This is a genomic window from Luteococcus sp. H91 (assembly GCF_038433135.1).
Classification (GTDB): Bacteria; Actinomycetota; Actinomycetes; order Propionibacteriales; family Propionibacteriaceae; genus Luteococcus.
Map to the genome: position 1 here is coordinate 52,202 of NZ_JBCDMV010000003.1, position 25,274 is coordinate 77,475.

General features: G+C 65.3%; 19 protein-coding genes and 1 pseudogene. 12 read left to right on the top strand and 8 right to left on the bottom strand.

Annotated features, from left to right (window positions below):
• Positions 1–143 precede the first annotated feature (143 nt).
• Entirely contained in the window at positions 144–1,496 is a 1,353-nt protein-coding gene (locus AAEX57_RS03040) for a PhoH family protein (RefSeq protein ID WP_446721059.1), read from the top strand.
• 124 nt (positions 1,497–1,620) lie between these two features.
• Positions 1,621–2,478, top strand: coding sequence for an HpcH/HpaI aldolase/citrate lyase family protein (locus tag AAEX57_RS03045; RefSeq protein ID WP_342090793.1), 858 nt, complete (start codon positions 1,621–1,623; stop codon positions 2,476–2,478).
• Positions 2,479–2,567: 89 nt separating this feature from the next.
• Here AAEX57_RS03045 and AAEX57_RS03050 read toward each other — a convergent pair whose 3' ends face one another.
• Positions 2,568–3,224 (bottom strand): spermidine synthase, encoded by a 657-nt coding sequence (locus tag AAEX57_RS03050; protein WP_342090794.1) that lies wholly within the window; start codon positions 3,222–3,224, stop codon positions 2,568–2,570.
• 41 nt (positions 3,225–3,265) lie between these two features.
• Between AAEX57_RS03050 and AAEX57_RS03055 the strand changes: the two genes are divergently transcribed.
• Positions 3,266–3,778, top strand: a complete 513-nt coding sequence (locus tag AAEX57_RS03055; RefSeq protein ID WP_342090795.1) for a DUF4245 domain-containing protein — start codon at positions 3,266–3,268, stop codon at positions 3,776–3,778.
• 99 nt (positions 3,779–3,877) lie between these two features.
• On the opposite strand, the gene AAEX57_RS03060 is transcribed toward AAEX57_RS03055, so the two are convergent.
• Both AAEX57_RS03060 and xseA read right to left on the bottom strand, forming a co-directional pair.
• The gene (locus tag AAEX57_RS03060) at positions 3,878–4,123 is read right to left on the bottom strand and encodes an exodeoxyribonuclease VII small subunit (RefSeq protein WP_342090796.1); all 246 of its coding nucleotides are present in this window, start codon (positions 4,121–4,123) and stop codon (positions 3,878–3,880) included.
• Positions 4,120–5,397, bottom strand: coding sequence for an exodeoxyribonuclease VII large subunit (gene xseA, locus AAEX57_RS03065; protein WP_342090797.1), 1,278 nt, complete (start codon positions 5,395–5,397; stop codon positions 4,120–4,122). The genes AAEX57_RS03060 and xseA overlap by 4 nt, the downstream gene beginning before the upstream one ends.
• A gap of 153 nt (positions 5,398–5,550) precedes the next feature.
• Between xseA and AAEX57_RS03070 the strand changes: the two genes are divergently transcribed.
• The 3 genes from AAEX57_RS03070 to AAEX57_RS03080 all read left to right on the top strand — a co-directional run bounded on the left by AAEX57_RS03070 (position 5,551) and on the right by AAEX57_RS03080 (position 9,157).
• Positions 5,551–6,336, top strand: a complete 786-nt coding sequence (locus AAEX57_RS03070; RefSeq protein ID WP_342090798.1) for a hypothetical protein — start codon at positions 5,551–5,553, stop codon at positions 6,334–6,336.
• Between the two features lie 170 nt (positions 6,337–6,506).
• On the top strand, positions 6,507–7,475 hold the full coding sequence (locus AAEX57_RS03075) for a 4-hydroxy-3-methylbut-2-enyl diphosphate reductase (RefSeq protein ID WP_342090799.1): 969 nt from the start codon (positions 6,507–6,509) through the stop codon (positions 7,473–7,475).
• Between the two features lie 158 nt (positions 7,476–7,633).
• Complete coding sequence (locus AAEX57_RS03080; protein ID WP_342090800.1) at positions 7,634–9,157, top strand: MFS transporter; 1,524 nt, start codon at positions 7,634–7,636, stop codon at positions 9,155–9,157.
• Between the two features lie 154 nt (positions 9,158–9,311).
• Here the strand turns inward: AAEX57_RS03080 and ilvA are convergent, their stop codons facing one another.
• Positions 9,312–10,577: a threonine ammonia-lyase IlvA gene (ilvA, locus tag AAEX57_RS03085; RefSeq protein WP_342090801.1), complete on the bottom strand. Its 1,266-nt coding sequence runs from the start codon at positions 10,575–10,577 to the stop codon at positions 9,312–9,314.
• A gap of 18 nt (positions 10,578–10,595) precedes the next feature.
• On the bottom strand, positions 10,596–12,308 hold the full coding sequence (rmuC, locus tag AAEX57_RS03090; protein ID WP_342090802.1) for a DNA recombination protein RmuC: 1,713 nt from the start codon (positions 12,306–12,308) through the stop codon (positions 10,596–10,598).
• Positions 12,309–12,404: 96 nt separating this feature from the next.
• On the opposite strand from rmuC, the gene AAEX57_RS03095 reads away from it, so the two are divergent.
• Positions 12,405–13,673, top strand: coding sequence for a M18 family aminopeptidase (locus tag AAEX57_RS03095; protein WP_342090803.1), 1,269 nt, complete (start codon positions 12,405–12,407; stop codon positions 13,671–13,673).
• 1 nt (position 13,674) lies between these two features.
• Here AAEX57_RS03095 and AAEX57_RS03100 read toward each other — a convergent pair whose 3' ends face one another.
• Positions 13,675–14,556, bottom strand: coding sequence for a hypothetical protein (locus AAEX57_RS03100; protein WP_342090804.1), 882 nt, complete (start codon positions 14,554–14,556; stop codon positions 13,675–13,677).
• Positions 14,557–14,774: 218 nt separating this feature from the next.
• Positions 14,775–15,986 carry an LCP family protein gene (locus tag AAEX57_RS03105; RefSeq protein ID WP_342090805.1) on the bottom strand — a complete coding sequence of 404 codons (1,212 nt, stop codon included), beginning with the start codon at positions 15,984–15,986 and terminating at the stop codon, positions 14,775–14,777.
• 154 nt (positions 15,987–16,140) lie between these two features.
• Between AAEX57_RS03105 and AAEX57_RS03110 the strand changes: the two genes are divergently transcribed.
• On the top strand, positions 16,141–18,135 hold the full coding sequence (locus tag AAEX57_RS03110) for an acyltransferase family protein (RefSeq protein WP_342090806.1): 1,995 nt from the start codon (positions 16,141–16,143) through the stop codon (positions 18,133–18,135).
• A 29-nt stretch (positions 18,136–18,164) separates the two neighbouring features.
• Here the strand turns inward: AAEX57_RS03110 and AAEX57_RS03115 are convergent, their stop codons facing one another.
• On the bottom strand, positions 18,165–18,965 hold the full coding sequence (locus AAEX57_RS03115) for an SGNH/GDSL hydrolase family protein (protein WP_342090807.1): 801 nt from the start codon (positions 18,963–18,965) through the stop codon (positions 18,165–18,167).
• Positions 18,966–19,148: 183 nt separating this feature from the next.
• On the opposite strand from AAEX57_RS03115, the gene wecB reads away from it, so the two are divergent.
• From wecB to AAEX57_RS03125, 4 genes and pseudogenes are all read left to right on the top strand, one after another.
• A complete protein-coding gene (gene wecB / locus AAEX57_RS03120) occupies positions 19,149–20,240 on the top strand; it encodes a non-hydrolyzing UDP-N-acetylglucosamine 2-epimerase (RefSeq protein WP_342090808.1) in 1,092 nt (363 codons plus the stop codon).
• A gap of 1,686 nt (positions 20,241–21,926) precedes the next feature.
• Positions 21,927–23,174 (top strand): O-antigen polymerase, encoded by a 1,248-nt coding sequence (locus AAEX57_RS16195; RefSeq protein ID WP_446721061.1) that lies wholly within the window; start codon positions 21,927–21,929, stop codon positions 23,172–23,174.
• A gap of 134 nt (positions 23,175–23,308) precedes the next feature.
• Positions 23,309–23,485: pseudogene (locus tag AAEX57_RS16200) on the top strand (glycosyl hydrolase family 28-related protein); the annotation flags it as partial.
• Positions 23,486–23,950: 465 nt separating this feature from the next.
• Complete coding sequence (locus AAEX57_RS03125; RefSeq protein ID WP_342097746.1) at positions 23,951–24,970, top strand: right-handed parallel beta-helix repeat-containing protein; 1,020 nt, start codon at positions 23,951–23,953, stop codon at positions 24,968–24,970.
• Positions 24,971–25,274: the final 304 nt, after the last annotated feature.

Genomic DNA, 25,274 nt, shown 5'->3' on the forward strand with positions numbered 1-25,274 from the left:
GTAGCGTCGTAGCTTGGGGGCATGGACGGACCGACGAATGGCCCGGGAGCGCAGAGCTCCGGACGCCAGTCGGCGCGTCCCCCGGCACCACCGAAACCCTGACGACGAAGGGGTCGGCTGCCGAGTGACCGGCCCCTTCACAGATGAAGGAGCTCTACGTGCTCAAGCCCTCCGAGCAGACCCTCGCCTCCTCGACGACGGCCACCGGCCTGAAGACCTACGTGGTGGACACCTCCGTCCTGCTGAGCGATCCCCGCGCGCTGGTGCGCTTCGACGAGCACCACGTGGTGCTGCCGATCGTCGTGATCGCCGAGCTGGAGGCCAAGCGACATCACCCCGAGCTGGGCTACTTTGCCCGCACCGCGTTGCGCCTGCTGGACGACCTGCGGCTGGAGAACGGCCGACTGGACGAGCCGGTCACCGTCAACGAGCGGGGTGGAACCCTGCACATCGAGCTCAACCACACCAACCCGGAGCGTCTGCCCGCGGGCTTCCGGCTGGGCGACAACGACTCCCGAATCCTCGCGGTGGCGATCAACCTGGCGGCCGAGGGCAATGACGTCGTGGTGGTCAGCAAGGATCTTCCGATGCGGGTCAAGGCGTCGGTGGTGGGGCTGGAGGCACAGGAGTACCGAGCCGAACTGGCCGTCGACTCCGGCTGGACCGGGATGCGGGAGCTGGCCGTGCCCACCTCGGTGGTCGAGTCGCTCTACGAGAACGGCGAGGCGGAGGTGCTGGAGACCGACGACCTGCCGGTGCACACCGGCCTGAAGCTGCACTGCCCGTCGGGTGGCACGGCGCTGGGTCGCAAACTGCCCAATGGGCGGGTGAAGCTGATCCGATCCGAGCGCGACGCCTTCGGGCTGCACGGTCGTTCCGCCGAGCAGCGGGTGGCGCTGGACATCCTGCTGGACCAGGAGGTGGGGATTGTCTCGCTGGGCGGGCGGGCCGGCACCGGCAAGTCTGCGCTGGCGCTGTGCGCCGGGCTGGAGGCGGTGCTGGAGCAGCGGCTCTACCAGAAGGTCGTCGTCTTCCGCCCGCTGTACGCCGTCGGCGGCCAGGAGCTTGGCTACCTGCCCGGCACCGAGAACGAGAAGATGGCGCCCTGGGGGCAGGCGGTCTTCGACACGCTCGGTGCGGTCACCAACAAGTACGTGATCGACGAGGTGATGGCGCAGGACATGCTGGAGGTGCTGCCGCTCACCCACATTCGCGGTCGCAGCCTGCACGACGCCTTCGTGATCGTCGACGAGGCGCAGAGCCTGGAGCGCAATGTGCTGCTCACCGTGCTCAGCCGGATCGGCCAGAACTCCCGGGTGGTGCTCACCCACGACGTCGCCCAGCGCGACAACCTGCGCGTCGGACGGCACGACGGAATCGCGGCGGTGGTGGAGAAGCTGAAGGGCAACCCGCTGTTCGCGCATGTCACGCTGACCCGCTCGGAACGTTCCCCGATCGCCGCACTGGTGACGGAGATGCTGGAAGGCGGTATCTGAATTCTTCCGACAATCGGGGTGACGGGTCGGGCGGTTCGGTCACAATGGGAGGGGTCGTCCCCCGCTCGACCTGACCACCGACCGGGCACCCAACCCGACCCCTCCCGATCCGCCAGGAGCCATCATGACCGACGAGCTGCACACCCCCACCAGCCGGATTGCCCCGGACATCGCCCGCAGTTGGTTGCTGGTGAATGCCGCGAAGCCGGAACTCTTCGACGCCGCCATCGCCAGTCAGGCCGATGCGGTGGTGCTGGACGTCGAGGATTCGGTGGCCGTCGACGACAAGATCCGGGCCCGGCAGAATGTCGTCGACTTCTTCCGTCGCGGCGGCCAGGCCTGGGTGCGGATCAACGGCTACGGCACCGTCTGGTGGGAGGGCGACCTGGATGCGTTGGCCGGTTTCGACGGGATGCACGGCGTGATGCTGGCCATGGTTGAGACCAGTGAGCACGTGCAGAAGACCGCCGAGCGGCTGGCCTCGCACCAGAAGGTGGTGGCGATGATCGAGACGGCCCGCGCCATGATGCTGCTGGACCGGATCGCCCAGTCCCGTGCCACCTTCCGGATCGCCTTCGGGCTGGGGGACTTCCGCCGCGACACCGGCATCGACGACGACCAGATGGCCCTGGCCTACACGCGCTCCCAGCTGACCATCGCGTCGCGGGCGGCCGGGCTGCCGGGCCCGATCGACGGGCCCGCGGTTGGTGCCCTGGGCGGCAAGCTGGCCAACTCGGCGGACAACACCCAGAAGTTCGGGATGCGCGGCAAGCTGTGCCTCAGCCCGGAGCAGTGCCCGATCGTCAACGAGGTGCTCTCGCCGTCCCAGGACGACATCGATTGGGCCAGCGGCTTCCTGGCGGACTTCGAGGCCGGCGGCAGCCAGATCCGCAGCGCCTCGGACACCCCGAAGCTGGCCCGGGCCCGACGCCTGCTGGATCTGGCCCTGGCCTTCGGGATCACGGCTCCCCAAGAGGGTTGAGGGTCCCCGGGGCCTCGCCAGGCTCGGCCGCCGCGGTTGAGTGGTCACGATGCGCCGGCCCCGTTACGACGGCCGAGCTTGTCGAAGCCTCAGCGCCGCAAGCAGTGGATGGCGTAGTCGATGTGGTGCCCGTCTCGGTCCACGGGCACAGTGACCTGCCACACGTGGTCGCCGAGCCTCCGCAGCGCGGCATCAAGGCTGGGTGTGGCGTTCTCGCACCAGATGGCGAGCAGCCCACCCGGCGTCAGGGCGTCGCGGGCGGCGGTGAGCAAATCCGTCTCATAGAGCGGCGCATTGGCATCGTGGATCAGGAAGTCCGGGCCGTTGTCCACGTCCAGCAGAATCGCGTCCCAGCCCGACGTGGTGCGCAGGGCCTCGGCGACGTCGACATGCCACAGGGTGCAGCGAGGATCATCGGCGACGCAGGTCAGGCTGGGCACGATGCCCTGGCCCGCCCAGCCGATCAGTGCCGACGAGAGTTCGGCGACGGTGACCCGGGCCTCTGCGAGCCGCCGCAGTACCTCCCCGGCGGTGAAGCCCAGCCCCAGCCCGCCCACCAGCACCCGTCGCGCCGTGGCAGGCGCCAGCCGGGCCAGGGCCAGCTCGCTGGAGGCGTCGACGGAGTCCATCGCGAACATGCCGTTGACCACCAGCTCGTGCACCGCGTCGGGGCCGGCGCCGCGGCGTCGCAGGGCGATGTCGAATCCGTCGGCGTCGTCGAAGCCCAGGGTCACCACGGATTGCATGCAGACATGATGCACCCCGGCACTGACGTAGGATGCAGCGCGTGCGTAACAAGAGGGCCTCGGGCCGCGACATGATCATCTCCCTTGCCGTGATCCTGCTGCCCTGCATTGCGATCTACTACTGGTTTGCCCGCATCCCCGACGAGCCGCAGGTGCCCGCCGCCGACTGGAAGCCCGTGGTGGCCGACGCCCGCGCCGACGCGCCCTTCCAGGTGCTCGCCCCGAGCAACCTGCCCGAGACCTGGAAGCCGATCCGCGCCCGCTACGGCAACGACGAGTTGCAGCTGGGCTTCCTCAGCCCGGAGCAGGTCTACCACGAGGTCAAGCAGCGGCTGGGCGCCAGCCAGCCCGAGTTCGTGAAGTCGGTCACCCGCGGGGCCAGGGCCGACGGCAACTCCACCCTGTCGGGCAAGACCTGGACCCGGATGGTCACCGAGGATGCTCGCACCCGTTGCCTGGTGAACACCATCGACAAGCCCAAGCCCACCACGACGGTGGTCTGCGCGGACACCAGCTACGAGGGCGTCGAGGCCTTCGCCACGACGCTGAGCTGACGCTGGAGGGGGGCCTCGACAGGCTCGGCCATCGTGGTTGTGTTTGCTCTGGCACCCACCTGGCCACGGTCCCCGAGCTTGTCGAGGGGCCTGAACCGCCTACCCGGCCGCCTGTCGGGCCGCGTCGATCTTGGCCTTGGCGCCGTCCAACCACTGCTGGCAGATGGCGGCCAATTTTTCGCCGCGCTCCCACAGCGCCATCGAATCGGCCAGCGGGACGCCGCCGGATTCCAGCTTGCGCACCACCTCGGCGAGTTCCTCGCGGGCCTGCTCATAACCGAGCTCGGGCTGCTGCCCGGGGCTCTGCGGCGTGGCGTCCGGGGCCGGGTTCTGGTTCTCGCTCATTCGTTCTCCTCGTCGAAGTCCATCTCGAAGTCGTCCATGCTGGCGTTCAACTCGCCGCTGGGGTCGTCGATCCCGGTCACGCCCAGGGTCAGCTTGCCGTCGGCCAGGTACGCCATCACGTCGTCGTCCAGATCCACGTCGCGGATGGAGCTGACCGACGCACCCTCGCCGTCCACCAGGATTGCGTAACCCCTTTCCAGCGTGGCCTTGGGGCTCATTGCGCGCACCCGGCTCAGGTCGTGCGCCAGGCTCGTCGCGTGCTGGGTGAGCGTGCGGTCGACGGCGTGATCCAGCCGCAGCCGGAGGTTCTCCAGCCGGTCGTAGTGGATGTCGAAGCTGCCGGCCGGATCACGCAGCACGGGGCGGGACTTGAGCCCGTCCAACTGCTGCTGTTCCGCCCGCACCCGGTTGACGATTGCGCCGCGGATCCGGCCCAACGCCTGGGTCACCCGCTCCGCCTCCTCCTTGGCGTCGGGCACGACACGTTTGGCGGCGTCGGTGGGCGTGGACGCACGCAGGTCGGCCGCAAGATCGACGATCGGGATGTCCGGCTCGTGCCCGATGGCGGTCACCACCGGCGTGCGGCACGCTGCGACGGCGCGCACCAGACCCTCGTCGCTGAAGGGCAGCAGATCCTCCAGCGACCCGCCGCCGCGGGCCAGGATGATCACCTCCACCCCGGGCTCGGCATCCAGCCCCGCCAGGGCCTGCATCACCTCGGCCGCGGCCTTGTCGCCCTGAACCAGCGCATGTCGCACCACGACGTGGGCCGCGGGCCAGCGCAGTTTGATGTTGGTCAGCACGTCGCGCTCGGCCGCGGAGTCCGCCCCCGTGACCAGACCGATCGACCGGGGCAGGAAGGGCAGCCGCTTCTTGCGCGCCGGGTCAAAGAGCCCCTCGGCCTGCAGCATGCGCTTGCGCTGCTCCAGCTGGGCCAGCAGCCGGCCCTCACCGGCAATCCGGATCTCCCGGCACTCAAAACTCAGGGCGCCGTTCTTGCTCCACACCGTCGGCTTGATCCAGGCCGTGACGGTGGTGCCCTCGGTCAGCGGCCCCGCGGCGTCCACCACCGCCGTCGAGCAGCTGATTGACGCCGATGTCTGCGCCAGCGTGTCCCGCATCGTCATGAAGACCGTCGACGACCCGGCCCGACGGTTGATCTGGATCACCTGGGCCTCCACCCAGACCGCGCCGCAGCGCTCGACCCAACCCTTGACCATCTGTACCACCCGGCCCAGGGCAATCGGATTCTCCGGTGAGGTCTCCAGTGCCATGGCGCCAACGATAGGGGAGGGGTCCGACAGAACTGCCCACCGCGGGGTCCTGAGACGGTTGGCTGAAGATCCGTCGACTGCTGCAACGCCCCGGCCCCTCCGCGCGTGACGATGATGACAGTCCATTCCACCGCTTTCAGAAGGGGCAGTTCCATGAAGAAGTCACCAAGCCGGGTTGGTCTCGCGCTCGTTGTCACCACCGCGGTTCCCTGCGCCCCGGCCCTGGCCGGTCCCCCTGCAGTCGGGGAGCCCCAGGCCGGCACCAGGCCGGTCATCACCCGCATCGCGGACATCGACGTCAACCTGGGCATGACGCGCCGCGTGACGGCGCCGGCCACGGGCGCGACGAGCTACACCTGGCGCATCTGGACCGCCAAGAAGGGGTGGACGGTGCTGGCGCGGGGCGGGAAGGCCTACCGCTCGATCAACTTCACCGGTGAGGCGGTGCGTCACATGGGTCTCGTGCAGGTGACGGCACGAAATGCCAGCGGCGCGACCACGAGCAACCTGTCCCGGCTGCGTGTGTGGGGCATCAATGAGTCCTACCCCGCCGCGATCGGCAGCTGGACCCAGTCCTCGGGGTGGCGGGTGCGCGTGACGTCCGTGAGTTATGACGCGGCCGATGGCGGACGCGCCGTCGGGACCCTCGACGTGCGGCGCGTCGCCTCGACGGCAGGGCGTCCGGCGATGTCGCTGTGGCCGGGCTACTGGACGAAGTCGTCCTTCCTGTTCGGGGTCATGGCCCGGTGCGGTCAGAGCCCGAGCGAGATCAAGCTGGCGCCGGGCGCGATGACCTCGCTGCCCATGTGCATGGCATACCTGGACATGCCCGATCCGCTCCCGACCAAGGCCGACTACTCGGGCGGGAAGACCTACATCAACTTCGCCCCGGACAAGATGACCGCTGGCCCGACGGCGGTCTACCGCGGAATTCGCTGATCTGGACGTAGGGTTCGGAGTCCAGCATCAACCTCGCGCGTCGGCCTACTCCGGCGGCGCCTGACCAACGTTGGTTCACCCGTGCCCTCGGGGCTGCTTCGGCGGGCTCGAGGGCACGGGTGCGTTCTGGGCGAGGTGGGTCGTGTGGAGCTGCCCATAGACTGGGGTGCATGAGCGAAACCGCCAAGCATGTCGTCGTCGCAGCTCCCCGTGGCTACTGCGCGGGTGTTGACCGTGCCGTGATCACCGTCGAGAAGGCGCTGGACACCTACGGCGCCCCGGTCTATGTGCGCAAGCAGATCGTGCACAACAAGCACGTGGTGGAGACCCTGGAACAGCGCGGCGCCATCTTCGTCGAGGAGCTGTCCGAGGTTCCGGAGGGTGCCACCGTCGTCTTCAGCGCGCACGGGGTCAGCCCGATGGTGCACGCCGAGGCCTCCGAGCGTGGCCTGAAGACCATCGACGCCACCTGCCCGCTGGTCACCAAGGTGCACCACGAGGCCAAGCGCTTCGCCAAGCAGGAGCTCCCCATCGTGCTGATCGGCCACGCCGGGCACGAGGAGGTGGAGGGCACCATGGGCGAGGCGCCCGAGCACATGACGCTGGTGCAGCACCCCGACGACGTCGAGAAGCTGGATCTGCCGACGGATTCCCCGGTGGTGTGGCTCAGCCAGACCACCCTGAGCGTCGACGAGACCATGGAGACGGTCGACCGGCTCAAGGAGAAGTACCCGCAGCTGCAGAGCCCGCCCAGCGACGACATCTGCTACGCCACCCAGAACCGCCAGCTGGCCGTGAAGCAGATCGCCAGCCATTCGGATCTGGTGATCGTGGTGGGATCCTCCAACTCGTCCAACTCCGTGCGGCTGGTGGAGGTCGCCCTCGACGGCGGTGCCAAGGCCGCCTACCGGGTGGACAATGCCTCGGAGATCGACGAGGCCTGGCTGGAGGGCGTCAACAGCGTCGGCGTCACCAGTGGCGCGTCGGTGCCCGAGGTGCTGGTCGACGGCGTGCTGGAGTACCTGGAGAGCAAGGGATTCCCGAAGGCCGTCGAGGAGCGGCTGATCGAGGAGTCCCTGACGTTCGCCCTGCCCCCGGAACTGCGCAAGGATCTGCCGAAGAACGCCGCACGGCACTGAGCGCCGATGAATTGTTGAGCCGGTGAGGCATCGGCCAAAGCTGTTCACGCAACGCTTAATGCCACCCGAAAAGGTGTGATCTGACCAACCACTGTGGAATTGTTCTGCAGGTTTGTGGGCTGGACAGTCCAGTCTGACAACCCTTGGAGGGCAATCGCATGGAGCGGTCTCACCGCATCATCCCCGGCCGTCGCGGGAAGCGCGAGCGGCGACTCACCGTCGATCACGTCACCGTCGTCGAGCGCCAACCGATGCGCAAGGCCATCGCCGGAGCCCTGGTGGGCAATGGCATGGAATGGTACGACTTCGGCATCTATGGCTACCTCACCGCAACCATGGCGGTGCTCTTCGTGCCCGACGTACCGGAGCAGTGGCGGATGGCCGTGGTGCTGGCCGGTTTTGCCGTGAGCTTCGTGGTCCGACCCATCGGCGGCCTGGTGCTTGGCCCGCTGGGCGACCGGATCGGCCGGCAGAAGGTGCTGGCGCTGACCATGATCATGATGTCGGTGGCCACCGCCGCGATCGGCCTGTTGCCCACCAGCGCGACGATCGGCAACTGGGCCCTGGCGGGTCTGCTGCTGTGCCGGATGGTGCAGGGCTTCTCCACCGGTGGCGAGTACGCCGGCGCCACCACCTTCGTCGCTGAATACGCCCCCGACAAGGAGCGCGGCTACCTGGCCAGCATTCTCGACGTCGGCTCCTACCTGGGTTTCGCCTTCGGTGCCGCCACCGTCGTCGCCTGCCAGCTGCTGCTGGGCGACCAGACCATGCTGGCGTGGGGCTGGCGAATCCCCTTCCTGATGGCGCTGCCCCTGGGTCTGATCTCGCTGTGGTTCCGCCTGCAGATCGAGGAGTCGCCCGCCTTCGAGCAGAACCAGGCGATGGAAGCCGCCGCCGAATCCACCCCGGACAGCGCCGCGCTGGGCGTGCTGGGGATCATCCGCCACCACTGGCGCCCCATCCTGATCGCGATGGCGCTGGTGGGCGCCACCAACACCGCCGGCTACTCGCTGACCTCGTACATGCCGTCCTATCTGGAGACCAACCACGGCTACTCCGCGACGCAGGCCGCGCTGGCCACCATCCCCGCGCTGCTGGTGCTGTCCGCAGGGGTGCCCTTCGTCGGCAAACTCTCCGACCGGATCGGCCGCAAGCCGGTGTACGCCATCGCGATCACCTCGACGCTGGTGCTGACCATCCCCGCATACCTGATGATGGCCAACCGACGGCTGGTCTTCGTCGCCATGCTGATGCTGGCCTTCAGCGTGCTGTTCTACATCAGCATCTCCGCCTCGGCGCTGCCGGCGCTCTTCCCGACGGCGTCGCGTTATGGCGCGATGGCGATCGCCTACAACCTCTCCGCCTCGCTCTTCGGCGGCACCGCCCCGATGTTTGGTGAGCTGCTGGTGAAGTCCACCGGGATCACCATTGCCCCCGCCTTCTACACCATGTTCTTCGCCGTGCTGGGCGGCATTGCCCTGCTGTGCATGAAGGAGAGCGCCCGCAAGCCGCTGCCCGGATCGATGCCGTCGGTCGCCTCCGAACAGGAGGCACACGAACTGGTTGCCACGCAGGACGAGAACCCGGACATCGTCCACGAGGAGCTGCCCTTCGAGGAGCACGAGGCCCTGGCGGAGCAGATCCGCCAGGGGGAGGGCGCGACGGTGCCCGCCGCTCGCTGACCCAACCCTGCGAGGGTTGCGCAACAAGAATCCAAGACCGCCCCGGCCACGCTCGGCCGGGGCGGTCTGCTGTCTTCGGCGGCGGTGATGCGCAACCCTCGCAGGGCTGATCCTGCTGGGGCACCACGGCGGTGGCGCCGGCGAGGTGGCGGTCTCAGATCAGGAAGCGGTAGAAGGGGGAATCGGGGGAGACCACCTCGGCCTTGATCCCGGAGGCCTCCATTCGCTGCAGCAGCGCCTGGTAGGTGCTGGGATCACCCAGCTCGATCCCCACCAGGGCCGGGCCGATCTCCCGGTTGGAGCGCTTGACGTACTCGAAGTAGGTGATGTCGTCGTCGCTGCCCAGCACCTCGTCCAGGAAGCGGCGCAGCGCGCCCGGCTCCTGCGGGAAGTTGACCAGCAGGTAGTGCTTTCGGCCCTCCTGGATCAGCGAGCGCTCCACGATCTCCGCATAGCGGGAGACATCGTTGTTTCCGCCGCTGACGATGGCGACGACGCTCTGACCAGGGGCGACGGTCACAGCGGGGGTGCCGGTGGCCGAACGGAGTGCGGAGGCGGCGAGTGCTCCGGCGGGCTCGGCGATGATGCCGTCGGTCTGGTACATGGCCAGCATCTCGGTGCAGATCTCGCCCTCGGGCACGGTGACCAGCTCCAGCCCGGCGTCGCGGACCAAGGGGTAGGTGAAGTCGCCGGCCTTGCGCACCGCGGCGCCGTCGACGAAGGTGTCGATGCTGGGCAGCTCCACCGGTTCCCCGGCGGCGACGGCGGCCGCCATGCAGGCGGCCCCGGCGGGCTCGACGCCGACGATCCGGGTGCCGGGGCGGTTGCTCAACCAGGCAGTGCAGCCGGCCAGCATGCCGCCGCCGCCGACCGGCGCCAGCAGCACATCGGGGGTGTGGCCCAGTTGCTCGACGATCTCCCGGGCCACCGTGCCCTGACCGGCGGCGGTGCGCGGATCGTTGAAGGCGGGCACCATGGTGGCGCCCGTGGCCTCAACGGTCTCGCGGGCGGCGGCCGCGGCCTCGTCGTAGGTGTCGCCGGTGACCACCAGCTCCACCCATTCGCCGCCCAGCGCGGTCATCCGGTCACGCTTCTGCCGCGGGGTGGTGGACGGGACGAAGATCTTGCCGCGGATGCCCAGCTTGGCGCAGCTCCAGGCGACGCCCTGGCCGTGGTTGCCGGCCGAGGCGCACACCACGCCGGCCTTGCGTTCGGCCTCGGAGAGGGTGCTGATCAGGTTGTAGGCGCCGCGCAGCTTGTAGGAGCGCACCGGCTGCAGGTCTTCCCGCTTGAGCCAGACCTCGGCGCCGGTCGCCTCACTGAGCCGGTCGTTGCGCTGCAGCGGGGTGCGACTGGCCACCCCGTACAGGCGGGTGGCGGCGTCGTCGACGAGGGCGGAGAGCTCGGCAAGGGAAGTCACCGGCCCATTATTGCGGTCTCAGGAGCTGCGGCGACGCTGGTCCAGCGACGAGACCCGGGGCTGGGAGTCCATCAGGTCATCCAGGCTGGGCTGCTGGCGGATCAGCTCGTCGCGTTCGGGCAGGGAATCCGCCACGGCGGCCGAGGCCTGGTTGCGCTCGGGTTGGGGCCCCTCGACAAGGTCGGGGATCGTGGTTGAGTTGGGTGCCTCGTCCGACGCTGACTCCAACTCCAGGGTGTCGTCGTCCTCCTCGATCGCCCGGGTCAGCTCGGTGGCGGTGAGCTGGCGGGGGGTCTCCTTGACCGGCTTGCCCGGGGGTAGCTCGGCATGGGTGACCTCCAGATCGTTGAACTTGCGGGCGGTCACCATCACCCGGCTCTCCAGCGAACCCAGCGTCGAGTTGTAGGCCTTCACCGCTTGGGTCAGCCCGCGGCCCACCGAGTCGAAGTGCTTGCCCATGGTGCCCAGTCGGTCGTACAGCTCGCGAGCCAGTTCCGCCACTTGGGCGGCGCTCTCCGCCAGCGCCGCCTGCTGCCAGCCGTGTGCCACAGCCCGCAGCAGCGGGATCAGGATGCTCGGCGTCGCCAGGGTGATGTTCTTGCGCGCCGCGTACTCGTGCAGGTCGGGCATCTGCTCGTGCGCGGCCTGCAGGAAGGCCTCACTGGGCATGAACAGAATGGTGAACTCGGGGGTGTTCTTCTCCAGCTTCCAGTACTGCTTGTTGCTGAGCTGGTCAATGTGGTTGCGGACGTGCCGGGCGAAGGTCAGCAGGTGGGTGTCGCGCAGCGAGTCGTCGGGGGCCTCGTAGGCATCAAGGAAGGCACTCAGCGGCACCTTGGAGTCGACGAACAGCACCTTGCCGTCGGCGAGGTTGACCTTCATGTCCGGGCGCAGCACCCCGTCCTCGGTGCTGGTGGAAGTCTGCAGGTCAAAGTCGCAGCGCTCCACCATGCCGGCCAGCTCCGCGACCCGCTTCAGCTGGGTCTCGCCCCAGGTGCCGCGTACCTGTGGCTTGCGCAGGGCACTGACCAGTGAATTCGTCTCCCGACGCAGGTTCTCGCTGGTGACCAGCACGCTCTTGATCTGCTCGCGCATCTCCGCGGTGGCGCTGGCCCGTTCCCGCTCCACCTGGTTGATCCGGTCGTTCATCAGCTTCAGGCTCTCCGCGACGGGGGTCATCAGCTCCGCCGTCGCCTTGAAGCGGGCATCGGCGACGGCCTCGGCCTGCTTGCCCTGCTTCTCCAGAGTCTCGTTGGAGAGCACCTTGAACCGGTTCTCGATCGACTCCCGGTCGGCCGCCAGTTCCTCCGCCCGTCGGACTGCCGCATCCCGCTCGGCCGTCATGCCGGTCAGCCGGGCCTGCACGTCGGCCTTCTCGCTCAACGCCTGCGCGGTGAGCGCGTTGGCCTGGGCTACCTGGGTCTCGGCGTCGCTCACCTCGGCCCGGACCAAGGCCGCCTCGGTGCGGGCCCGTTCCGTCTCCGCCTTGGCGCGTTCCAGGTCTGCCCGCACCTCCGACATCTGGTTCCACGCCTTGGCAGCGTCGGCGCGTACATTGGCAACCTCGGCGCGGGCGGCGGCGGCCTCGGTGCGGGCCTCGGCCAGGGCAGCCTGCCCGGCAGACTCCAACGCGGACTGGCGGGCGCGGGCCACCTGGAGGGCGGCGAGGGCACCCACCAGCAGGCCCAGGGCCAGCCCGGCGAGCAGCATGATGACGGCGGTGGTGTTCATGGCTCCCACTCTGCACGACGCCTCTGACATTTCTTGCGAGGCAGGCCCGCGCCCCCGCTATCGGGCGGTCTTCCAGACCCCTGAGATACTGGCCCCATGCCTACCGACGCCGCTCTGGACTTCATTGGAACCTTCGCCGACTTCATCAGCGCCTCGCCCACCAGCTACCACGCGGTGGCCGTCATGGCCGAGCAGCTGCGCGGCGCCGGCTTCACTGAACTGGACGAGCGCAACCCGTGGGACAACGTCGGCAATGCGCAGTTCACCATCCGCGACGGCGCACTGATCGCCTGGCTGGTTCCCGAGGGGATGAACGAGCGCTCCGGTTTCCGGATCGTCGGCTCGCACACCGATTCGCCCAGTTTCAAGCTGAAGCCCAACCCCACCAGCAATTCCGCGGGCTGGCAGCAGTGCGGGATGGAGGTCTACGGCGGCGGGCTGAACAATTCCTGGCTTGATCGGGAGCTGGGGCTGGCCGGCCGTCTGGTCACCATCGACGGCACCTCGACGCTGGTCAAGACCGGCCCGATCGCCCGGATCCCGCAGCTGGCGCCGCACCTGGATCGCACCGTCAACGACAACCTGCACCTGGATCGGCAGCAGCACCTGATGCCCTTCTACTCGCTGGATCCGAGCCTGGACATTGAGGAGTACCTCTGCCGGGTGGCGCGGATCGACGTCAGCGAGCTGGCCCACCATGACATCCTCGCCTTCCCCACCGAGGCGCCTGCGGTCTTCGGCCCCGACGAGGAGTTCTTCGCCTCGTCCCGGATGGACAACCTCTCCAGCGTCTACGCCAGCCTGCAGGCACTGTTGGATGTGGCTCCCGGCGACGACGTCGTCGTGCTGGCCGCCTTCGACCACGAAGAGGTGGGCAGCTCCACCCGATCTGGTGCCTGCGGCCCCTTCCTGGAGGATGTCCTGGTGCGGCTGGCGGCCGGCCTGGGCATGGAGGGCGCCGACTATCGCGCGATGCTGGCCCGCTCGTCGTGCATCAGCGCCGACGCCGGCCACGCCGTGCACCCCAACTACGTGCACATGCACGACCCGAACAACCATCCGCAGCTCAACGCTGGCCCGCTGCTCAAGATCAACGGCAACCAGCGCTACGCCACCGACGGCGTCGGGGGAGCGCTGTGGAAGCGGGCCTGTGAGCAGGCCGACGTGCCCACCCAGGCCTTCGTCGGCAACAACGCGGTGCCGTGCGGCTCGACGATCGGCCCGCTGACCGCCACCCGGCTGGGCATCCTGACCGTCGACGTCGGCATCCCGCTGCTGAGCATGCACTCGGCGCGCGAACTGTGTGGCGTGGAGGACCCGTGGTACCTGAAGCGCGCGCTGGAGGCCTACTGGGCCGGCGCCTGAGTCACCACTCCCAGGCGATGGCATGCATCCCGGGCAGGGCATCCGTCAACGCGTAGTGCACCGTGCCTTCGCGGATCAGCAGTGGCTGGTCAATCCGGACGGGGGCGTCGTCGCCGGGGCTCTGGAAGGTGCGGTAGATCTGGCGGGGCAGCTCGTCCAGGAACTCCACGGTCAGCGACAGCAGTTTGGCCGTGGCGCGCAGCGCGTAGCCGGAGTCCTTGGATGGGGTGTTGCCCGCGGGGAAGTTGATCTGGTGCTCGGTCACCACCGTCTGGCCCCGCTCCAGGGGGTTGTCCAGACCGAATTCCAGAATGGTCAGGTCTGGCGCAATCCGGATCTGGCGACGCAGGGGAGCGATGTGGTCGCCGTGTGCCTCAATGTCCTGCTTGCCGATCCGCTCCACCACGATCGCCCAGTTCTGCGCCCCGGGAGTGACTGCCCGCAGGGCAAGCTTGGTGGTCATTGCTCGTTCGCAACTGTCGCGGTCTATCAGCACCATGTGGGAGATCGCGTCGTGGTTCCACAGCTGGGTGCTGGGCAGGTTGTGCTGGCGCACGGATTCGGCCAGCAGCTCGTCGCGGTGGAGGATGGTGGCCAGCGGGTAGTTCTGTGGGCCGGTGTCGATCGCTCCGGTGAGGTCGCCCGGTTCCAGGCCCAACACGATCTCCAAGGCCTGGACGACGCCATAGGAGCGCGCCCTGGTGGGCAGCGAACGGCCATTGGCCCAGTAGCTTAGCGACGCCACGGAGACCTTCTGATCCATCGCAACCAGCCGAGCCTGAACCCGGGAGAGTGGCAGGTTGCGTTTCCCCAGCGCCTGGGTCAAGCGCTCGGCAAACAGATTGCCCTCGGTGGAGGGATCCCTCGCTGGCCTGGGGTGCATGGCGGGCTCCGGACAAGTCATCTCTAAGTACGCGACGAGTTCTAGTCGCACAATAGACCAACGTGGGGCTACGGTGGGCAGTTCATCGCAATTGTCAACGTGCTCGCGCGTTTGGGGCCATTTTCGCTCACCACATATGACGCGACGTCATGCTCTGGCGCCATCGGGAAGGCTCGTCGTGCTGGATCGTGCTCGACGGGCCGCTGCCGGAGGCTGGCTCAGCGGCCGAAGCCCGACTTCGGGGAGACGTCGTCCACGTAGCTGCTCATCGTGTCATTGGAGAGGTGTTCCGCCAGCACCTTCATCTGGGGCTCGCTCATGGTCACGATGGACATGCCGTGCGGGCCGGGGCCCGCGGACTCCCACGGGGCAGTCTGCATCTTGATGCCGCTGCCGCGCAGGTTGCGCAGGCTGACGGCGATCTTCTGCATCTTTCCGGTGGTCAGGGCGTCGTCGACCACCATGTTCTTGGTGCCGGCATCCAAGAAACGGGAGAGTTCGCTGGGGTTGGTGAGCACGTCCTGGGACAATCCCTTCATCAGCACGGCGCGGATGAACTGCATCTGGCGCTGACCACGGCTGATGTCGCCCTGGCTGAGGCTCTTGCGCTCGCGCACCCACGCGAGCGCCTCGTCGCCGTTCATGGTCTTGGTGCCCTCGTCGGTGCTGAGGGTGACCCCGCCGAGGGCGTCGGTCATGTTCTTGAAACCGTCGAAGTCGATCTTGGCGACGTGGTCGATCGGGACGCCGATCAGCGGCTGGATGGTCTGCACCAACAGCTGAGAGCCGCCGAAGGCGTAGGAGGCGTTGATCTTGTTCTTGCCCTGGCCGGGGATGGGGACGTAGAGGTCGCGGGGGACGTGGATCAGGTCGACGCGCTTGCGATCCCCGGAGACGTGGGCGACGACGATCACGTCGGAGCGGCTGGCACCGCCGCTGGCCTTGTCGGCGCCGATCACCAAGAAGTTCAGCGAATTGCCGGCCTTGCTCGATCGGGTGGGCTGGGCGAAGGCGTTGGACTTGACGCCCATCAAGTACTCACCCTGCTGATCCTCGGACAGCTTGGGCAGGGCGCTGTTGCCCAGCACCAACATCGGGCGGTTCTCGTCGTCGGCGACGCGCCCCTCGGCGTCGATGTGCATGGTGCTGGCGTCGATCGGCTGGCCCTGGTCATCCTGCAGCACGGTGTTCTTGGGGCTGATCAGGTTGCCCTGCGCATCCTGGGGCACGATCAGGTTCTGCACCTCTCCGGCAGGCAGGAGCGACTGGTGCTGCACGTTCTTGTTCACGGTGCTGCGCAGGTGCCAGGCGTAGCCACCGACGGCGAGCAGTACCAGGGCCACAACGGCCGCGAGACTGCCCAGGAAGATCTTCAGACCGCGTCGCTTGGGGGCGCTGCGACGGGGGGCATTCGGGGAGACGGTCGACATAGGCCCAGTCTAGGGCGTGGAGGGACGACGAAGGCCGGTTGCCACAGTCTCGTCAGGGCACGTCAGGTTCAGCAGGAGGAGGTGATCTGGCACCATCATGGGAGACCGGCCGTGGGGGCGTCCGGTATCGGTCCCAACGCATATGAGAGCAGGCATGAGCACGCAGCCGACCTCCCCGCAGAACACCCGCCCCGGTCCAGCCGCGGGACAGCTCGCGCGCATCCGGGCCCTCGACGGGCTGCGGACGGTCTCGGTCTTTGCCGTGGTCTTCTTCCATCTGGCCTTTCCGGGGATGGCGGCCGGCTACTTGGGCGTTGACATTTTCTTCGTGCTCTCGGGCTACCTGATCACCTCCAAGCTCGCGGGCGAGATCATCGCCAGCGGTCGGATCTCCCTGCTGCGCTTCTGGGCTCGGCGGGCCCAACGACTGCTACCAGCCGCACTCCTCCTGCTGGCCTGTGTGACCGTCTACGCGTGGTTCTTCGCCAGACCCTTCCGCCGTCCGGATCTGGGCGGTGACCTGGTGGCGACCACGCTCTACTACGCCAACTGGCACTTCATCGACGCCGGGCTGTACTTCGCCACCGAGCCCATGGCCTCACCCTTGCATCACATGTGGTCGCTGTCATTGGAGGAGCAGTTCTACCTGCTCTGGCCACTGGTCCTGCTGGGCGTCGTTGCGGCGGGCCGGCTGCTGGGTGTGCGTCGGGAACGGCTGCTGCCCGTGGCAATGGCCGTGTGCCTGGTGTTGATTTGTGCCTCCTTTGCAGTCATGCAGTGGCAGGTGCGACACCCGGAGCGGCCGGACCGTCCGTACATGGGCACCGATGCCAAGGCCTTCGAGCCCCTGTTGGGTGCCCTGCTGGCCCTCTTGCTGTCGCAACCACTGGCTCACCGGTTGTTGGTGCGCGCCGCCCGTTGGTTGGGGTGGCTGGGAGTGGTTGGTGCGGCCGGGCTCTTCCTGCTGATGGGACGCTCCCGCAGCTACTACTACAACGGCGGTGCGGTGCTCTTCTGTGGAGCCATCGGCGCCGTCATCCTGGCGCTGGTGTGGGTTCCCGGCTTCCTGCCTGGCCGGATCCTGGCCTGGCGTCCACTGGCCTATCTGGGGCGGATCTCCTACGGCATCTATCTGTGGCACTGGCCGTGGGCGCTGATGCTGGACTGCACCCGGACCTTCAGCCCCGTGCGGGCCCTGATTGCCATCGTCGGAACGATCGTGACGGCGTCGCTCAGCTATCACCTGATGGAGGCCCGAATCCTGGCTGGCAGGGTCCGCGGATGGCGGGGGAGCCGTCGGACACTGCTCACCGCGCTCGCAGCTATGTTGGCTGTCCTGTTGGCATCGGCACCGCTGGGTGGCTCCGTGGTGAGCCCGCTGGCCGCGGCGCTCCGCTCGACGGCTGAGCAGGATCCGCAGACGGTGATGATGGTGGGGGATTCGGTGCCGTACCACCTGCTGCCTGCGCTTGATCGTGCCGGGCAGGCCCAGGGCCTCACCATCGTCAACGCGACGATGCGGGGCTGTTCTCCACTGGGGGTGGCCATCAAGTCGTCACCGACGGATGTGTTGGGTGGCAAGTGCGTCGGGGCCGGCCCAAAACAGCAGCAACGGATCAAGGAGACCAACCCGGGGCTGGTGATCTGGTGGTCCAGGTACGAGATCGCCGACCGCTACCGCGACGGGGTGCTGTTGACCCCGGAAGATGACGAGTTCTGGGACGCGCAACGCGAGGATCTGCGGGCCTCGCTGGATCGCCTCACCGCCCGCGGCGCGACGGTGGTGGTGGTGCTCACGGAGCGGCCCGGGCTCGGCATCCGCAAGGCGTGTACCGAGACTTCCTGCCATCCCATGCATCGACGAATGATCGACCACGGTGAATGGCGCGAACGGTGGAATGCCATTGTCAGTCAGGAGGCTCAGCGAAACTCGAAACTACGCACCATCACAGTCGAGGATCAGCTGTGCCCCGATAGCAATCCGGCCACCACCGGGGTAGACCGGTGGCTGTGCAATGACGTGCGCCCAAGGACCCCTGACGGCACGGCACCTGAGCTGCGCCCCGACGGAACGCACGTCAACCTCAACGGCGTTGCCGATGACGTGGCTGTCGTCGTGCTGAGACGCGCCAAGCAGGCGGCAGCCTGACCATTGAGGCGGGCAGCGTTTGGGGAAAATCAGGCAGAGATGGCCCTGTACACGATCCGGGCCCAGCTGATCTGACCCTCGGCGGTCACATTGCCCTCTTGGTCCTGCAGGCCCTCTCCCTTACCGGAAGCGGCGAAGGCCTTGGCAACATCGACGGTGGGAAGCCCCTGTTGGCCGGCCCACGTGCGCACGGCCTCCAGCGATGCCTTCTTGGGATCCTCGGAGCCCACCGGTTGCAGCACGACCACCAGCGTGGCTTTGGGGTGAGCCGTCTTGAGCGCAGCGGTGAGCGCGGTGAGCCGCTCCGGAACCTCATCGGCCTCCAGATCCCGGCCCTGGCTGATCAGCACCATGTCTGGGCTGGCTGGGAAGATGGCCTGCATCATCCGCGGGGTGGCATCCCGCTTGAACTCGGACGAGGCATTCCAGATCGCCAGCGCCGGGTCTGCGGAGCCGTAGTGCATCGGATCGTTGTAGCCGGTGGCCTCGGCCTGGAAGATGCGCCGCACGTCGGTGCTGCGCTTCAGCCCGAAAAAGGACCCCATCTCATTGACCCACTCGCTGGTGCTGTCGCTGGCACTGTCACCCAGCACGCCCAGGTTGGCCGCCTTGTTGGCCACCAGCGGGGTCATCTTGCCGTCAGACTTGGCCGCGGGGGACGGACTGGCCGATGTGCTGCCGGACGCGCTGGCGGTGGAGGAGGCGCCCGAAGACAGCTCGACGTTGGCGAAGGAGCGGGGGGAGTAGCCGGACAGTGCCAATCCAGACATGGCGACGGCAAGTGCTGCGGACGCGGCCAGTGCGGCGTCTGACCCTATGATGCGACTCATATGCCATAGTCTGCCGTACTGCGCCCGGCTGTGACGGGTGGCCCATGTTGGTCGTATCAATTTGGATCATGTGCCGGTACATAGAGGCCTGAAGTACTCTGTCTTCGGCCAGCTGAATCCAGTGCTGGGGCAGGCCGTCGATCATGGCGGAAGGTCAAGTCTCGCAAGGTTGTAGGAGTCTGCATGCGTGTCGTCAGCATCGTCGGTGCCCGTCCCCAGTTCGTGAAGCTGGCCCCCGTCGCCAAGGCGCTGAGTGCCGCTGGCATTGACCACAAGATCGTTCATACCGGCCAGCACTACGACGTGAACATGTCGGACAGCTTCTTCATTGAGCTTGGAATCCCGGATCCCGACGTGCACCTAGGTGTTGGCTCGGGCAGTCATGGCGAGCAGACCGGATCCATGCTTGCCCAGATGGACGCCGCCTTCGAAGAGTTGAAGCCCGACTGGGTGCTCGTCTACGGCGACACCAACTCAACGATCGCTGGAACGCTGGCAGCAGTGAAGATGCACATCCCCACTGCCCATCTGGAAGCCGGTCTTCGATCCTTCAACCGCCGCATGCCTGAGGAACACAACCGGGTCATGACAGACCATGCTGCTGACCTCTGCCTTGCGCCGACCGAGGTTGCGATGCAGCACCTCACCGATGAGGGCCTCAAGGATCGTGCGGTCTTGGTGGGCGACGTGATGGTGGACGTTTGTTTCCAGGTGCGTGACGCGGTCAAGGACCGCCCGGTGACCATCCATGGCATCAAGGAAGGTGATCAGTTCATCTTGGCCACGATCCATCGCGCCGACAACACCGACGATCCGGCTCGGCTGAAGACCATCTTGGGAACGTTGGCGGCACTGCCTGTCAAGACAATCCTGCCCGTACACCCTCGCCTGCGCGCCAAGGCCGCTGAATTCGGTCTGGACATCGAGGCTGGCAACCTGGTCGCTGTTGATCCACTGGCCTACCCGGACATGGTCAATGCCGTGGTGCACTCGGTGGGTGTGGTCACTGACTCCGGTGGTCTTCAAAAGGAAGCCTACCTGCTGGGCGCCCCGTGTACCACGCTGCGCACCGAGACTGAATGGGTCGAGACTCTGAAAGATGGCTGGAACATTCTGGATCCGGACCTGACCAAGGTGGGCGAGGTGGCCGTTAGGGAGCGTCCATTGGCCGAGCGGGGCACGCCTTACGGAACCGGACGGGCTGCTCAAGCAGTGGCTGAGGCGCTGTTGAGCTACAGCGTCGCTGTGAACGGCTCTCTCGCCACGAATTGTTAAGGCCCTGACAAGAGGGTGTTCTAATTGGCTGCTGCCGACTACGGTCGAACTCGGCTGTCATTGAGGAGCGAGGCTATGGTCAGGCGCGATCGCCTATCGACTGGACGGAAGAGATGGCAACAGCTCGACGCGGAATAGCTACTATCCTAGGCGGAACTGCCGGAGCTCAACTAATCGGTCTGGCGACGGCGCCGCTCATCAGTCGCCTGTTCACAGCGGATCAGTATGGTCCTTTTGCTGTCGTCAGCGCAGCTTCGCTGCCGGTTGTTGCCCTCATGGCGCTCAGGCTCGACTTGGCTATACCCGCCGTTGACCAAGATCTGAAGGCGCTGAAGTTGGCCAGGATCGGGATTGAAGCTGCAATCCTCCTGTCTGCTGTAGGCATGATCTTGTGCTGGCTCCTGAGAAATTCTCTCGGTCGATGGTTGAACATCCCTGACCCTTGGGTTGTGGTCTTCATCCCCCTCATCGCAGGTGCCACAGCGATCTATACGGTGCTAAATCAAGTTGCCATTCGAGAACGCCGCTATACAGCTATTGGGCGTCGGAACCTCATGCAGGGCGGGGCAGTCGCACTCCTGCAACTCTTGGCTGGGGCAGTCAGCTGGGGGGCGCCGGGTCTCGCTGTTGGCATGGCAGGCGGCCAGTTGCTTGGAGTTGTGAGCCTGGCCCACTCCCTGCGAGACCTCCACTGGACCGGGGTGTCTGGGGAACGCTCGGTTCTCTTGAACCACTTCAAGACCTACCCGCTCATGATGGCGCCCTCGGGATTAGTGAATGCGCTGGGGCTGCAGGCACCTGTGCTTCTCACTTCTATGTTCTACGGGCATGCTGTCAGTGGTTGGCTGGGCATGACCCAACGAATACTCGCACTCCCCGTGGGTTTGATCGGCCTCGCCGTCAGTCAAGTTTTCTTGGGCGAATTTGGAACTGCGCGTCGTCAAGGCAGCGGCGATCTGCAAAGGATGTTTCGGCGTGCCTCTAGCACACTGCTGATCGCTTCCGTCTGCCTGGGGGGCCTCATCGTGGTTCTGGGGCCTTGGGGGTTCGGGCTGGTGCTGGGGTCGGAGTGGCGTGTGAGCGGCGTGTACGCGCGTGCTCTCGCCATGGGTCTGGCCGCTCAGATGGTCGCGGCGCCACTGTCACAGACGCTCATCGCGTTGGGGCGGGTCAAAGTGCAAGCCCTATGGGACGTGGCGCGGTTGGCGGTCTGCGCGGGATCTGTCTATGGGTGTCATCTGGCCGGCTACTCCGCTGAGCGCACAGTGTGGGCCCTGGGAGCGGCAACGGCTGGCACATATCTGGCTTCTTGGTTGCTCTCATGGAGGGCAGTCCGACAGCATGTCCAAGCAACTGTCTCGCAGTCCGCCGGAACCCATCACCGACCCGTATAGGATGACTCTCACGACTACCCGAGGTCGAGGCCCGGCAGGAGTCCACATGGTCGCTCACCCCCGGGCGCCCATCCCCCGATGTGAGAGCTAGTGATGACAACTGTTAAATTTTCACGCCCGGTCACCGCAAAGTTGAACTCAGCCTTTCGGGCCCAGGAGAATCGGTGTTGAAATGGGCTTGATTCTGCTTATTGCTGTAATAACAGCATTGACCATGACTCACTACATGATAGTCGGTAGTCGGCGTGGTCTATTCAATGTAGATGGGGTATTTGTCTTCTCCAATTGGATCATGGCGGTCGGCACTCTGTGGCTTTTGCGGGATCCAGCCAACCATACGCCAGGGTACGCAACTGTAGTTGCGGTACCGACTTGCATCTATTTGGTTACGGGTACCTTGCTCTGCTTAGCAGATGAAAAAAAGGGTGCTAGCCACGACAAAAAGGGTGCTAGCCACGGGGTAATCGGGAATTCGACTACCGTGCAACCGATTCCGTTGCAACACCACCCACTCCTTCTGTCGTTGTTCCTGCTTTCTCTCTTTATTACGGTCGCCTATTACTATACGGTGGGTTATAACGTCTTGGCTCTCGGGATTAAGGGGATGTTCACGGGGGTCTCGGAAGACTACACCAACCTGAGACTTGAGTCTTATTCCTCAAACCGCTACCTATTTCCGGGTTATGTTAACCAGTTTAAGAACATTATCCTGCCCTCTCTCGCTCTTGTTTGGATTCACGGAGTGATCGAGACCAGACAGCGCGGTGCGCGCCTCACTTCGGTCATTCTAGTTGGCGTGTGTATCCTGGCACTTCTTGGGACGGGGCAAAGAGGCGCATTCATGCTGTTTTCGCTTGCGGTGCTCTTGTTCCTCTACCGACTTAGTCCGAATAGATTTCGGTCACGAGCACCTAGGTTCCTTGGGCTGGTAGTGCCCCTTATGCTCGTGTCTACGTTCTTGCTTGGCCGCAGCTCTGCCGCGTTGTCCTCAGCAACTTCTCTCTTCGGACAGGCAGGGGTTCTCTTTAAAGAGCTCGGCAAGCGATTCATGTATGACAACCAGTGGTCAGGAGCTATGGCATATCAGTACATCAGTATGAATCCGACTCAGTGGGGGCGGGAGTGGGTCCAAGCGATCTCGGGAATCCTACCCAGCAACCCAGGATCCTCCCTCGCGTCTGATGTCTTCGCCTATCTATACGGCACTAATCGTGGTACTGCTCCCATTTCAATGTGGGGATCGGTATACTACAATTTCAGTTGGTTTGGATTGCTTGTCTTTCCCGTTGTTCTGGCAATCGCCTGGCACAAGATCTCTTCTGCCCAAGCGAGTAGTCGTCCAGCCAATGGCCTTGAGGCAGTCGCGACTACAGGATTTGCGGCTGTCGCTGGGATGTGGGCAGTCGGTGGACCTGAGTACCTCTTGAACGCGGGAGCGGTGGCATACGGCGTCCTGTGGTGGATGGGTGTGCGGATGCGTCATGCTGAGGGCCTTGTTCGGCCGGAGTCGACAGTGCGACCGAAAGCGAGCCTTCGGTGAGTTCTGCTGACCAGCCTGACGAGCAGCCCGTGGATAATCGGGTTCATTCAGGCGGAGTCGAGGCGGAATCACCCACAACGGTGCGCTACCGTGCTCATCGTAGAAGCATCGTCGGACTTGGAATCCTTGGTACCGTGGGTGGACTGGCTGCCCTACGTGCCGACGAACGGCAAATTTCTGCCGAGCCCGTAAGTCAGTACAACGTTTTGGATTTTGGAGCTCGCGGAGACGGCAGCACGGATGATACCAAAGCAGTCGAAGCCGCCCTGGCTGCGGCCTCTGGAAGCACTGTGGTTATCCCGGGTGGAGTATTTGTACTGGATGGTGTTCGAGTAGCTCGAAACTGTTCAATTCTGTTGGCACCGAGCACGGTTCTGCTGCATCGTGCCGAGTCCAAGACTGGTGCGATGTTTCAAGTGGCGTCTGGGAGTTTTCGCATCCAAGGAGGAACGGTCGACGGGAATGGGCCTAGACAGCCTGGCCGTCCCGTTGTTATCGCTGCCGTTTTGCGCGCTGGGCAGCACCTAGAGATCCGTGGAGTGCATTTCCGAAATACAGTAAAGGCGGCAGTCTATCTACGTGAATTCGGTGGCCAGTGCGAGATGGTTGACTGCTTAATAACGGAGCAGGCTCAGCATGACGGCACACCTTCGCATAGCACGTCGATAATCCATGTCGTCAGCGGGCAGAAGAATGCACTGGCTTCGCTGCGATATAACTTTAATCGGGCTGTCTTTACTGGGGACCCGGATCTTCCTGGAGCTAATCCCGGGGGAGTGTTTGTTGCTGTAGGGGCGGCTGAGTCCGGATGCAGGGTTGTGTGGGAGGCCACTGGCAACGAGTTCTTTGGGTACGGGCAGAATTGTGCGGGAAATGTGATATCTGCGCTGCATGCCTACCCGTTCGTTGTGGGCGCTAGATGGACTAGCAACTACTTTGAGAAATGTTCTTTGACTGCTATGTACGCTAAGTCGGTAGAGGACTTTGTATGCGTTGGCAATGTCATCAGGAACGGGATTACTTCTTCGCAGAACGTAGCCTCCGAGGGGGCAATTGGATATGCGCCATCATACCATGCGAAAGCGCCCCGTCCTCGGGCGGTGATTACTAACAACATCGTGGACTCTCCTGGGGGTGAGCCGGGAAGTATGCAAAATGGTATTAGTGTCATCGGCTCGAAGGAATCCCCGGCGGGGAAGGTGGTTTTGACTGGGAATGTGTTGACCGACTGCGGGACAGGGGTCCGGGTTGTCTATGCTGAAGATATCCTAATCCAGGACAATGTAGTTTCCGGAGGGACAGTTAAAGCCCCCGCTTCGGGTATTCGCGGAGATTTTCTGAGGAATGTCGTAATTCGTGGAAATCACATAGTCGTGTCGGGCGGTCATGCCATCCATCTAATCAGAGGGCTTGAGCGCGCGCGGGTCGCGGTGGAGAGTAACACTGTCGAGCTCCCTGGGAAGGGGTTCTACGGACTCATCTGTGCTGAGGCGGCGGTGTTGAATGTAGTCTCTAATAGGTTTTATGGCAGTGATGCCGTGTCGATTCGAGGTGCCGAAGGACAAAGAATTGGGCGTCTAGTCTGGGAGGGTGTAAATGCAATAACCGGGCGAATCTCAATCAACTACCGAATGATTGACAGCGTCCTTGGTGATCCTGTGGGCTCGGGTGCTCCAACAGGAACAGTAGTCGCTGGTGCGGCAGGGGTTAGATACACGGACATGACAGCTAAAGCGGGAGGGACTTGCTGGATTTCCTCTGCTAAGGGGTCGAATAGCTGGGTGAAGTTGGCCTGAGCGCAGCCTGATCCGCTGGATGCGAGCGTGCATGGTGCCCCACAATGGTTGATGGGCTCTTCGGACCTGAGGTGGGTGTCATGTGTCCAGTCCGCCGGCGATGAGTAGGCAGCGGAGGCGGTAGTTGTCGCGGTTGCGGAAGCCTCTGGCGATGCGGCGGTGGAGTTCGATCAGGCTGTTGAATCTCCTATGTCTGTCAAGCAGGGCTCGGGGTGCAGTTGGCTGCGGCTGCGTTGAGTTTTCGGTAGATGTTTCGGGCGAGGTAGCGCTTGAGGCAGCGGCGGATCTCTCGGGGTGTTCGTCC

Bases quoted from the DNA above. Each gene is read 5' to 3' on its own strand.
- AAEX57_RS03040 (WP_446721059.1), top strand. From the start codon at position 144: ATGAAGGAGCTCTACGTGCTCAAGCCCTCCGAGCAGACCCTCGCCTCC.
- AAEX57_RS03045 (WP_342090793.1), top strand. From the start codon at position 1,621: ATGACCGACGAGCTGCACACCCCCACCAGCCGGATTGCCCCGGACATC.
- AAEX57_RS03050 (WP_342090794.1), bottom strand. From the start codon at position 3,224: ATGCAATCCGTGGTGACCCTGGGCTTCGACGACGCCGACGGATTCGAC.
- AAEX57_RS03060 (WP_342090796.1), bottom strand. From the start codon at position 4,123: ATGAGCGAGAACCAGAACCCGGCCCCGGACGCCACGCCGCAGAGCCCC.
- xseA (WP_342090797.1), bottom strand. From the start codon at position 5,397: ATGGCACTGGAGACCTCACCGGAGAATCCGATTGCCCTGGGCCGGGTG.
- AAEX57_RS03070 (WP_342090798.1), top strand. From the start codon at position 5,551: ATGAAGAAGTCACCAAGCCGGGTTGGTCTCGCGCTCGTTGTCACCACC.
- AAEX57_RS03075 (WP_342090799.1), top strand. From the start codon at position 6,507: ATGAGCGAAACCGCCAAGCATGTCGTCGTCGCAGCTCCCCGTGGCTAC.
- AAEX57_RS03080 (WP_342090800.1), top strand. From the start codon at position 7,634: ATGGAGCGGTCTCACCGCATCATCCCCGGCCGTCGCGGGAAGCGCGAG.
- rmuC (WP_342090802.1), bottom strand. From the start codon at position 12,308: ATGAACACCACCGCCGTCATCATGCTGCTCGCCGGGCTGGCCCTGGGC.
- AAEX57_RS03095 (WP_342090803.1), top strand. From the start codon at position 12,405: ATGCCTACCGACGCCGCTCTGGACTTCATTGGAACCTTCGCCGACTTC.
- AAEX57_RS03100 (WP_342090804.1), bottom strand. From the start codon at position 14,556: ATGCACCCCAGGCCAGCGAGGGATCCCTCCACCGAGGGCAATCTGTTT.
- AAEX57_RS03105 (WP_342090805.1), bottom strand. From the start codon at position 15,986: ATGTCGACCGTCTCCCCGAATGCCCCCCGTCGCAGCGCCCCCAAGCGA.
- AAEX57_RS03110 (WP_342090806.1), top strand. From the start codon at position 16,141: ATGAGCACGCAGCCGACCTCCCCGCAGAACACCCGCCCCGGTCCAGCC.
- AAEX57_RS03115 (WP_342090807.1), bottom strand. From the start codon at position 18,965: ATGAGTCGCATCATAGGGTCAGACGCCGCACTGGCCGCGTCCGCAGCA.
- wecB (WP_342090808.1), top strand. From the start codon at position 19,149: ATGCGTGTCGTCAGCATCGTCGGTGCCCGTCCCCAGTTCGTGAAGCTG.
- AAEX57_RS16195 (WP_446721061.1), top strand. From the start codon at position 21,927: ATGGCGGTCGGCACTCTGTGGCTTTTGCGGGATCCAGCCAACCATACG.